General features: G+C 37.8%; 9 protein-coding genes. 8 read left to right on the forward strand and 1 reads right to left on the reverse strand.

Translation table 11 applies throughout. From position 1 onward, the window contains the following. Positions 1-2 precede the first annotated feature (2 nt). A complete protein-coding gene (locus G7092_RS19030) occupies positions 3-803 on the forward strand; it encodes an ABC transporter permease (RefSeq protein WP_166091460.1) in 801 nt (266 codons plus the stop codon). A gap of 401 nt (positions 804-1,204) precedes the next feature. On the opposite strand, the gene G7092_RS19035 is transcribed toward G7092_RS19030, so the two are convergent. Beyond that, entirely contained in the window at positions 1,205-2,575 is a 1,371-nt protein-coding gene (locus G7092_RS19035; protein WP_166091461.1) for an OmpA family protein, read from the reverse strand. Between the two features lie 138 nt (positions 2,576-2,713). Here G7092_RS19035 and G7092_RS19040 point away from each other — a divergent pair, with 138 nt between their 5' ends. The 7 genes from G7092_RS19040 (at position 2,714) to G7092_RS19070 (ending at position 11,967) form a co-directional block, all read left to right on the forward strand. Further along, positions 2,714-4,003 (forward strand): aminopeptidase P N-terminal domain-containing protein, encoded by a 1,290-nt coding sequence (locus tag G7092_RS19040; RefSeq protein ID WP_166091462.1) that lies wholly within the window; start codon positions 2,714-2,716, stop codon positions 4,001-4,003. Positions 4,004-4,724: 721 nt separating this feature from the next. Next, positions 4,725-5,432: a hypothetical protein gene (locus G7092_RS19045; protein WP_166091463.1), complete on the forward strand. Its 708-nt coding sequence runs from the start codon at positions 4,725-4,727 to the stop codon at positions 5,430-5,432. 244 nt (positions 5,433-5,676) lie between these two features. Next, complete coding sequence (locus tag G7092_RS19050) at positions 5,677-6,732, forward strand: glycosyltransferase family 4 protein (RefSeq protein ID WP_166091464.1); 1,056 nt, start codon at positions 5,677-5,679, stop codon at positions 6,730-6,732. 77 nt (positions 6,733-6,809) lie between these two features. Continuing rightward, a complete protein-coding gene (locus G7092_RS19055; protein WP_166091465.1) occupies positions 6,810-7,811 on the forward strand; it encodes a glycosyltransferase family 9 protein in 1,002 nt (333 codons plus the stop codon). A gap of 69 nt (positions 7,812-7,880) precedes the next feature. Further along, entirely contained in the window at positions 7,881-8,882 is a 1,002-nt protein-coding gene (locus G7092_RS19060) for a glycosyltransferase family 9 protein (protein WP_166091466.1), read from the forward strand. A 99-nt stretch (positions 8,883-8,981) separates the two neighbouring features. Next, positions 8,982-10,820: an ABC transporter ATP-binding protein gene (locus tag G7092_RS19065; protein WP_166091467.1), complete on the forward strand. Its 1,839-nt coding sequence runs from the start codon at positions 8,982-8,984 to the stop codon at positions 10,818-10,820. Between the two features lie 205 nt (positions 10,821-11,025). Beyond that, positions 11,026-11,967: a hypothetical protein gene (locus tag G7092_RS19070; protein ID WP_166091468.1), complete on the forward strand. Its 942-nt coding sequence runs from the start codon at positions 11,026-11,028 to the stop codon at positions 11,965-11,967. The last annotated feature ends 33 nt before the right edge of the window (positions 11,968-12,000 follow it).

The following is a 12,000-nucleotide window of genomic DNA, read 5'->3' on the forward strand; positions in this document are numbered from 1 at the left end:
ATATGAAAGGATTTATTTTATCATTCCGGTCAGAGTTTTTTAAAAGTCGTAAAACACTAGGCTTTTGGGCGGCTATATTATTGCCATTGCTTATATGCCTGCTGCTGTTTGTGGGTTTTTACACCAAAAGCGAACGTTTGGCAGGTATGTCCCCTATGATGCTATGGCTTCAGTTTTCCGGCGCCATTCTGTCTATAATGGGATCATTGCTGTTACCCATGTTTGTTGTTTTCATTGCTTATTCGGTAAATAGCATAGAGCACAAAGCCGATACCTGGAAAAACTTGTTTAGCCTCCCTATTTCGCGCCTGAGCGTATATGCAGCCAAATATTTTTATGCCCTGTTTCTGATATTTATGTGTCTTACCCTTTTTGTATTATTTACCATAGGGTTTGGTAATTTGCTGAGTTTGGTAAAGCCCGAACTACGCTTTGATAACTACCATATGGAGGATACGCTGGCCAAACTTTATTTTAAGCTTTTCTTATCTTCACTGGGTATATTATCCATTCAGTTTTTACTCAGCTTACTATGGTCGGATTTTTTAAAGCCGATGGGTGTTGGCTTTTTAGCTACCATTATTGGTGTTATAACTGCATCAAAGGGCTGGGAGTATTGTTATTTATACCCGTACTCACATCCTATGCTGGCGTTAAAATTAATGCCGCATAATACCAATAGAGGTGAGGCTCCTCAAATAATCATTGATATTTTTACAAAGGACATCTTTGTTGGTATTAGCATCTCCGTGCTTGTTTTTATTGGCGGATATTTTATTGTGCTTAAAAAGAGCGTAAAATAGATGTGCGGATTTGCAGATATGCAAATGTGCGGATATGTTTTGATTTCCTGATCAAGGGCATATTCTCTATATCTATACTCTACTACAGATCCGGAATCCTGTCATTCGTTTAATCAAAGTTCAAACACAGGGAGAGGAACTTATCCATTCTTTTTATATCGGCTCAATTGACTAATATCAGGGAATGGCCTTCGTAAGGCTTATTTATGCTTGTACGTACATTGCGACGGGTACACCGATTGGCGGTTAAAACATAGCCGGGCTTTATTTAATAAATGAGCAGACATTCATCCTGATGTTACAGCCCAATAAGAAAGGTATTGATTTGGGTTATACAAAACCTGTACAAACAAAGAAGGCTCCGGGTTATCCGGAGCCTTCGCAATAATATTTAATTGATATTATTTTTGTTTGAATTGAACGCGACGGTTTAATACGCGGCCTTCTTCAGTTGAGTTATCAGCAATTGGGTTGGTTTCACCGTAACCTTTTACTTTAACTTTTTTAGCATCAACACCAGAGTTAACTAAGTAAGTTTTTACTGAGTTAGCGCGGTCTTTTGATAAAGCCATGTTGTGAGCAGCAGTACCTTCAGATGAAGCGTAACCATCTACTTCAACAGATTTACCAGATGAACGTAAGTCAGCTGAAGTTGCATCTAACACTGGGTAAGATGAAGTACGTAATACTGAGCTATCAAATTCAAACTGGATGTTTGAGTAAGCATCAGCTTTAGCAGCAGCAACAGTATCCGCTTTAGGGAATACGATAACGCAACCTGAACCGTCAACTACGCTACCAGCAGCAGTACCTGGGCATTTGTCAAATTGATCAGCAACACCGTCACCGTCTGAATCTTTTTTCAGATCATTAACAGCATTTTCAACATTGGTAACACGACCTTTTAAAGCTTCAACTTCCTGACGTAATGCAGCATCGTACAATTCGTCATACATTAAAGCTACAGGGTTAACCCACTCTAAGCTTGGTTTTGATTTTGAACCTAAAGTGAACTCTAAGCCAGCGTATCCGTAGCTGTATTTATCTTTGTGTAAATAAGCTCTTTTAACACCGTCAAAGTTGTCACCATCAGTAAATGTTTCAGTGTAACCTAAGTTTAAGGCAACAACATCACTTAATCTGAATTTAACACCTGCACCAACAGGGATGATCAGTTCTTTAACGTATTTGTTTGTTCCAGAACCATCAGAGTTACCTGCGTGTCCTTCATAATCAACTACAGTACCGTTTTTGTAAGTAACTTTAGGAGCGTATAAAGCTAAACCACCACCGGCTGTAACGAAGAAGTTAACTGAATTTTTGCGTCTTAAGAAGTCGATTGTAGCAACATTTACTACACCGCTTAAAGTACCTGACCAAAATTTAGTTTGGAAAGATGCTGCAGAGTAACCTTGACCAGGTGCTTTAGAGTTATCACCTTCTACTTTACCACCATGGAAATCCAATTGTAAACCAAAAGAGTGTGCAAGTTGCTCTCTGAATGAAAGGCCGTAACCTAACTGAACTTTATTGTGGGTAAAGTCGTTTGAACCACCAGTTGCAACTGAAGGAGCGGTAGCGCCAACGTTTACACCGATGCTAAACTTTTTGTACTGTCCTAAACCACCAAATACCTTGGGGGTAGTAGTTTCAGACGACGTTGTAGTTGCTGTGGCTGTTTTGGTAGAATCCGTTTGTGCATTTACGATTCCCACAACCATCAAAGAAGCAAATGACAATGCGACTGTTTTCTTTAATGTAGAATAATTCATAGTTTTTAAGATTAAACGATTTTAATTGTGATTTTTTTCAAATTTAGTAATTATGTTTGAAACCCTGACCAAACATTGTTCCAAAAATTGTAATAGTTATACAAATAAAGAAAAAAAAAAGATAATCAGCAGATAAATATGAAATATCCAGCAATTGATAATTGTTTATTTATTAATAATAGAAAAAATTTCGTCTCAGGAACAAAACATAACTCCATAGCTATTTTCCATGCAAGTGATGAATTTCCAAGAAGCGGCGATCAATCCTTCTTATTTAAGCAAAATTCCGATTTTTTTTATCTGACAGGTATAGATCAGGAACAGAGCATTCTGGTTTTATTTCCCGATTGTCCTAATAAAGCATACAAAGAAGTACTTTTTTTAAGACAAACCAATGAACATATCGCTATATGGGAAGGGCATAAATATACTAAAGAAGAAGCCAGGGCAGCTTCGGGTATTGAAAGCGTTTATTGGTTGAGCGAATATGAAACTATTTTGCAAAGTATTATATATCATGCAGAGTATGTATACATTAACACAAACGAAAATGACCGCTATAGCCACCAGGTACCCTACCGCGATTTACGGATGTATGAAGCATTAAAAGCAAAATATCCGCTGCATAAATATGAGCGTTCGGCGGTAATTATGCGCGACCTCCGCGTTATCAAATCGCCCGTTGAAATAGCACTAACCCAAAAAGCATGTGATATTACTCATGATGCGTTTGTGCGTGTGCTGAAATTTCTGAAGCCTGGCGTTACCGAATATGAAATTGAAGCCGAAATTACGCATGAATTTTTGCGGCAGAGGGCAACAGGGCACGCCTATCATCCCATTTTGGCCTCAGGTAAAAATGCTATAGTGTTACATTATACCGATAATAACCAGGTTTGTAAGGATGGCGATGTGATACTTTTTGATTTTGGTGCCGAATACGCTAACTATAATGCTGATATGAGCCGTTCTGTACCTGTAAACGGGCGTTTTACTGCACGGCAGCGTGCTGTTTATGATGCTGTTTTAAGGGTTATGCGTGAGGCTACTAAAATGATAGTATCCGGAACCAGCCTGAATGATTATCAGGAAGAGGTTGGCAAAATAATGACCAGCGAACTAATAGGCTTGAGGCTGCTGGATAAGCACGATGTAGAAAAACAAGACCCGAATCTGCCTCTTTATAAAAAATATTTTATGCACGGTACCTCACATCACTTAGGTTTGGATGTGCATGATTTTGCAAGCCGCTATAAACCATTTGAAGTAGGTAATATACTCACCTGCGAACCGGGAATATATATACCCGAAGAAGGTTTAGGTATCAGGATTGAGAACAATATTTTAATTACCCAGGATGGTAACCGCGATTTGATGGCCAACATCCCGGTAGAGGCCGCCCATATTGAAGAAATTATGAATAGTTAAAGGTGATTTTGACAATTATTTTACAATGAAAGTAATTTAATCACATCTTTCAATTGTTATTGAATTGTTAATTCATCATAAACTATACATAAGTATCTACAAAACTATACAGATTGAATTTTTCATCTTAAAAAGCTTCAGCAATATTCTGCTGAAGCTTTTTTTATCAATATGTTGCGTTAAATTTTAACAGATCAGCTTGTATGCTTTTTCGGTCAGTAGTAATTCCGGGCAATTGATTAATGAATATGCAACTCTTTTGAACACTTGCGGCTTGCAAGAATATGGTTTTGGGCGACGGGCACCTAAAGAACCACTTGTGAACTGTTAAAAGGCATGGTCATCCTGATCTTGTAATCCGGTACAATCCAAAGATAAGGCAAAGCTAGATCAATGATAGCTGAAATTGCTATTTTGCTGTCATCGGCTAAAAGCAGATTGATTAGTAATCCACGGCTGTATCTAATTACATGTGTGGTTTTGTTAAATTTTTAATTTCTTAATAATTCAATACTTCTTTCTAGGTTATTTTCAAAAACGGCTTAGGTGCAAATAATATCACGAAAGCTATTATTAGTAATAAGGTTAATATGTTTGCTCCTGTTTAATTTTAAGCGTTATTTATAATTATATAATATAAAATAATGCTATTTAGATGATATAAACGTTATTTTTGAACGCTAATAATTATATCCTGCCCATAGATTAACCTTATTATCCCATGAAAAAAAATCTTTTAATAATTACCTGCTTTGTTGCGCTATTTGGTTGCACCAAAAATACTAATACACCAACTAATGCAGATCAGAAGAAATCGAATGATTTGAATATTACAGCAAAGGTTGATGCTGATACTTTAAGTAAAACCGACACAACTAAAAACGGAAGAAACAAAGTTATAAACAATGTTTCATGTGCCTATTCAAAAACTTATGCCTCGCCTTATGCATCAAGTTATTATACTGTAATAGCCAATTTTCCTGGTTTCAATGGGGGTGGGGTAGTTATACCCAAAAGCACGTGGCATGCAGGTGCTTATGCATTTAATAACCAGCCTGATGGCAATTTGGTAGTTTATCACGGAAACGAGGCATTATGGGGAAGCAGCAACACCTTTGGCAAGCAAACAAAAGTTCAGTTACAAGATGATCTTAATTTGGTTGCATACGATCCTAATGGCGTTGGACTTTTTGAATCCCAAACCTACTTTTACAAATGCGGCACTAAAAATCCAAGAAACACTAAGTTGGTACTAACCAATGACGGAGATTTAGAAATAATAGCTGATGGAATGGCTACGTTTGGACCAGTAACTGTAATTCTAGCCTCAACCAGGACCATTGGTGGTGTACACAGCCCCAATGATGGTAGCTTTTTTAAAAACTATACTACATCAGGTGGTGCTGGTGGTGTTAGTTTTGTTTATTAACTGTGATTTGTAAAATCAAAATATTCATTATATAAAAATGGGTGGCAATTAATTATTAGTACAAAATAACAAATCCGGTGGTTTGCCACCGGATTTGTTATTTTAATAAAGCAATGTAAAAAGTACGTAATTCACCAAAATCGTATATTTGCGCTTATTGAGCTTTGCTGATAGCAGATAACCCGGTATAAATTAGGATAATTGTTGTTGTAGTTTTTGGTTTAGTATAAAAGATCATCGCCATTTGAAACCCACTATTCTCATTACCTTCGATTCGTTAAAACGTGCAACATCAGGCATGTTTTTTTTTGAAAGAAGTTTAGGCGAGGAGATCCTGAAGGAGAATAAAGGCCGCTTCACCATATTTGGATACCTGCATAAAAAGTCTATTTACTGGTTTCAACAACTTGCAGGTACTATTTTAATGTCGCCTTTGCACAAGGTCTTTTTCCCGGCATATAAACAGTTTGACCTGGTACATTTTACCAATCAGTATTGCAAACTAAAGCCTGCGCGGGTAAAAGCAAAAAAAGTACTTACTATTCATGATATGAACCCGGTTCATGAAAAAACGCGCTCACCGGCACGTTATAAAAAATATCTAACTCGCCTGGGTGGTTATATAGATAACTGCGATAAGATAGTAACCATATCTAATTTTGTAGCAGGTGATATTGTTAAATATTATCCGCAGGCAGCAAGTAAGTTAACAGTTATTTATAATGGTGCGGATAAGCTTATTTTACCACAACATCATGAACCTCCGTATAAACCAGCGCGTAAATTTATATTCACCATCGGTAGCCTTGCTCCTAAAAAGAATTTTCATGTTTTACCGGCTTTGCTGGAGAATAACGAGCTGGAACTGATTATTGCCGGTAAAATAACCGATTATGAGCAGCGAATCATGGAGGAGGCAAATAAATACAATTGTACCAGCCGGGTAAAACTAATAGGTCTTATTAGTGATGACGACAAGGCCTGGTATTACAAAAATTGTGAAGCATTTGCATTTCCGTCTATAGCCGAAGGCTTTGGATTACCTGTTATTGAGGCCATGCATTTTGGTAAACCTGTTTTTTTATCAAGATACACCTCCCTGCCAGAAATTGGCGGCGACGCGGCCTGGTATTTTGATAATTTTGAGCCCGAAACCATGCAGTCAACTTTTGCCAGGGGCATGGATGAATACACAACAAATAATATGGCCGAAAGTATCATGCAACATGCAGCTAAATTTGATTGGGAAAAAACAGCCCGGCAATATCTTGATCTGTATACCGAATGCCTGGGCTTGTAACTACTAAATATGAGTTAATCCCCTAAATTCTATTGTTGTATTTTTGCAGATTGAAACCATTATTTTAATAAAGATAGATGCCAATAATTGATCATAAAGATATAAAGCACGTTTTAATAAGCAGGATTGACGCCATTGGCGATGTAGTGCTGCAACTGCCTGCCTGCATTTATTTAAAACAATTATATCCCGATGTGATCATCAGTTTCCTGGGGCGAAGCTATACCAAGCCTATTATTGATGCATGCAAAGCTGTTGATCATTTTATCAATTATGATGACATTAAGCCTTTATCAAAAAAAGAAATAGCCACGCTGTTTAAAGAAAAGCATATTGATGCCATTGTGCATGAATTCCCTAAAAGCCAGATTGCCGAAGCTGCTAAAATGGCGGGCATCAAAATAAGGATAGGGGCAACCAGTAAGATTCATCACCTTTTTAACTGCAACAGGCTAATCAGACTAAACCGGGCAGAATCAAATTTGCATGAGGCACAGCAGGATATTTACATGTGCGAACCTTTGGGAGTTACCCATATACCAACCATTGGCACTATTGCCCGTTATTATAAGGATAACTTTAAACCTTTGGTGGAGTTGCCGCCCCAATTTAAAAACCTGCTTCAGAATGATAAATTTAACCTGATTGTTCATACCAAATCGGGAGGTAACGGGCGCGAATGGGATATGGATAATTTTACAGCGTTAATTAATAGTTTACCCCCGGATAAATTTCGTGTTTTTATAACGGGCTCGTTCAAAGAGCATCAGCTATTTAAATCCTGGATACCTCAGTTACCAGCTTCTGTAATTGATCTGAGCGGAAAAATGGATCTTGATGAATTTATAGCGTTTATATATCACGCTGATGGTTTACTTGCTTCAGGTACTGGTCCACTGCATGTAGCCGCCGCTTCGGGTATCTATACGCTCGGTTTATTCCCGGTTTCCAAATCAATCAATGCTACCAGATGGGCTCCGCTAGGTATAAAGGCCGAACATATAGAAAGTAATTCCGACGATTTGAGCAGCATTTCTGTTGATATGGTTAAAGAGAAAATTGAAGGCTGGCTGCAATAAAGAGGTACTATAGCCTTTAATAAACTATTGTTCTATTTTTGCCTTATTGATATGCTATATAAAAGTTAAATGCCAATAGTTGATAACAAAAAAATAACCCACATTTTAATAAACAGGATTGATGCCATGGGCGACGTTGTGCTCCAACTGCCAGCCTGTATTTATTTAAAACAGCTATTTCCGGATGTAATCATCAGCTTCCTGGGGCGCAGCTATACCAAACCTGTTATAGATGCCTGTAAGGCTGTTGATCATTTTATCAATTATGATGAGCTTAAAGATTTATCCATAAATCAAATTGCCGATATTTTTAAGGAAAAAGCTATCGATGCCATTGTACATGAATTCCCCCAAAGGGAAATTGCTGAAGCCGCGAAAAAAGCTGGCATAAAAATCAGGATTGGCGTAACAAGCAGGAACTATCATTTTTTTACCTGTAATAAATTAGTAAGATTAAGCCGCAGACGGTCAAACCTGCATGAAGCACAGCAGGATGTTTATCTGTGTAAACCGCTTGGGGTTACGCATGTACCTACATTGGGGACTCTCTCCAATTTGTTCAAAGGTAATTTTAAGCCAACAACGGAGCTGCCTGCACAAATTAAAGATCAGTTGAAAGATGATAAATTCAACCTGATTATTCACGCTAAATCAAACGGTAATGGTAAAGAGTGGGATCTGGATAATTTCACCGATCTTATTAAGCTTTTACCTCACGATAATTTCCGGGTTTTTATAACAGGATCACAAAAAGAACATGAACTTTTTAAAACATGGATGCCTCAATTACCAGCATCTGTGATTGATTTAAGCGGAAAACTGACACTGGATGAGCTTATCGCATTCATTTACCATGCCGATGGCTTGCTGGCTTCCGGAACAGGACCACTGCATGTGGCAGCCGCTTCGGGAATACATACTTTGGGTTTATTCCCCATTACCATAGGTATACATGCTACCCGCTGGGCGCCATTAGGTATAAAAGCAGAGCATATAGAAAGCAACTCTGATGATCTGAGCAGCATTACCGTTGATATGGTTTTGGAGCGGATAAATGCTTGGCTTAGTTAATAAATAATAATAAGATAAAAACCGGGACGTTTAGTCCTTATAAAAACACTGTACGCATAATAGCTGCCATTTACTTAATTTTGCAGCTTAACTTTTTAAATGAAAACATATTTCAGACTATTGTCGTTTGCAAAACCAATCGAGAAATTTGCAATTCCCTATATCATCTTTACCCTGCTATATGTTGTATTTAGTACTTCTGTTTTAGGTTTGCTGAGCCCGCTGCTGAATACCTTGTTTCATGTTGGTGGGGCTGCGGATGCTAAGGCGGCTGTTGTAAATGCAAAGGATATTCCTACCTATGATGTGTCGGCCTGGTTTAAATATTACACCCATCATTTTATTACGGTTTATGGCGAGTGGGGAGCGTTAAAGTTTGTATGTACGGTGATTGTGATAGCTGTATTTTTAGGGAATATATGCCGCTATCTATCTCAGCGGATTATGGAAAGCCTGAGAATACATACCCTGCTCAAAATAAGAAAAGCAGTATTTGATAATGTAATGAAACTGCATATGGGGTATTTTAGTAATGAGCGCAAAGGCGATATTATGTCTAAAATAGCATCCGAAGTTCAAACGGTACAGTTTTCGGTAACGGGCACTTTGCAGGTGGTTTTCAAGGAGCCATTGATGTTAATAGGTTATTTAGTTTGGCTTTTTATTATATCGGTTAAGCTTACTTTAATTTCGTTGCTCATTATTCCGGTGGCTGGCTTTTTAATCTCCCGTATAGTAAAAAAATTGCGTTCACAGGCAGTTGCCGCACAAAACTCTTATGCCAACATGATCAGTTACCTGGATGAAGCATTATCGGGTATCAAGATCATTAAGGCTTTCAACGCCACCGATTTTATTATTAAGCGGTTTGACGATGAAAATGTACGCTATTCAAAAATTACCCGGTCAATGTCAAAACGGCAACAACTGGCATCCCCGGTTTCTGAAACGTTGTCGGTAACCATGATTTCTTTCATTGTACTTTATGGCGGTTATCTTATATTTAATAAACGATCAGATCTGACTGCAGGAGAGTTTATTGCTTACATTGCTCTATTTTCACAGTTAATGCGTCCGGCTAAAGCCATTGGCGATGCTTTCAGTAATATTCATTCGGGATTAGTAGCCGGCGAGCGCATACTGGCCCTGATTGACGAAAAACCACAGATACAGGATGCCCCTGACGCTGTTCCTGTAAATGAATTTAAAGATGGTATCAGACTTGAAGATGTTTCATTTGCTTATAATGAAAAACTGGTGCTAAAAGATGTGAATCTGTTTTTTCCAAAAGGTAAAACTATTGCGTTGGTTGGTCCATCAGGCGGTGGTAAATCAACATTGATGGATCTGCTGCCCAGATTTATGGAACCTCAAAGCGGCCGCATATTGGTTGATGGCCAGGATATACAAAACTTACAAACCCTTTCGTTACGCAGCTTAATGGGCTTTGTTAATCAGGATTCTATATTATTTAATGATACGATATTTAATAATATAGCTTTTGGCAAAACCAATGTAACTCAGGAACAGGTAGAAGCTGCCGCACGTATTGCCAACGCGCATAATTTTATCATGGAAACTGATAATGGATATCAAACCAATATCGGCGACCGCGGCACGAAATTATCAGGAGGGCAAAGGCAAAGGATATGTATAGCAAGGGCTGTATTAAGTAACCCGCCAATCATGTTGCTTGATGAAGCTACTTCGGCTCTGGATACAGAATCAGAGAAGCTGGTTCAGGAAGCTTTAAACAACCTCATGAAAAACCGTACTTCGCTTATTATTGCCCACCGTTTGAGTACTATCCAAAACGCCGATCTGATTATTGTACTTGATAACGGAAAGGTAGCAGAACAGGGCACACACCAGGAGCTAATTAATCATAATGGTGTGTACAAGCGTTTAATAGATATGCAAACTTTTAACGCCGAATAATAGCTTGCACCATTAATAAATAGATGTATCTTATCGGAAACCGCTGATACAATCTCTTTGCGACTTGTACCTGTAAAACAAAGAGCTATGTCAGTACTTAATTGATTTTAAAATAGATATCTCATAGTCTGCGGTTTATAAAATTTATTAACACCATTTGTTATTTTAACTGTAAATCATACGTAAGAGGAGTAAATAATTGAAGATGGAAAAAAAGGGTTTTATAAGTAAATATTGGCTTAAGTATACGGATAGAGCAGGTTATAAAAAGTATAAGTGGGAACTGGCTAATTATAAATCAAACGAGTTTGCCAGCTTTTTAACGTCCTACGCCCAATTAAATACCCCAGCTAAAATAAAAAGGCTTGCGGATATTAACCATCAGATTAATTTTAACCATAGCGGCAATGCGGGAGACATTATTTATGCTTTGCCAACTATTAAAAAAATAGCCGAAACGGTTAATGTGCCAACAAATTTATATTTAAGGCCCAATCAGCCATTAATGATAGCTGCAGATAAAACGCATCCTTTGGGCAATGTAATGCTTAATGAAAAGATGATTAAGATGCTTGAGCCCTTGCTTAGCTCACAACCTTATATTCATGAATACGGGACACTAACCAATGAGTCTATTGATATTGATTTAGATTATTTCAGGGCTGGTCTGGTACCTCAGGATAAAGGTAATATTGCGCACTGGTGTGCATACATTACCGGCGTTAACCCGGTTTTATGGCAAAAGTGGTTAACTGTGGAACCCAATTTATCATTTAAAGATGACGTTGTGATTGCCCGAAGCGAACGATACCGCAATATTTTGATCAACTATAAATTTTTAAAAAATTATGATAGATTGAAGTTTATAGGTGTAGAATCGGAGTATAAAGATATCAGAAAACAGATACCCCATATTGAGTGGATTCAGGTGACCGACTTTTTACAAATGGCACAGATAATTGCCGGTTGCAAATTTTTTATCGGTAATCAGTCGTTCCCGTTTTCTATTGCCGAAGCATTGAAAGTTCCCAGGATATTGGAGGTATCTTTAGAGGTGATCAATGTGATACCTGAAGGTGAAAATGGTTATGATTTTCTTTTTCAGGATCATTTCGAGTCGTTGGTTAAAGAGCTTTATAACAAGTAAAGAGCTTTTATAGATTTAAACAGGGGTATCTGG

Origin of the sequence: Mucilaginibacter inviolabilis (assembly GCF_011089895.1) — a bacterium.
In the GTDB taxonomy this organism is placed as follows: domain Bacteria; phylum Bacteroidota; class Bacteroidia; order Sphingobacteriales; family Sphingobacteriaceae; genus Mucilaginibacter; species Mucilaginibacter inviolabilis.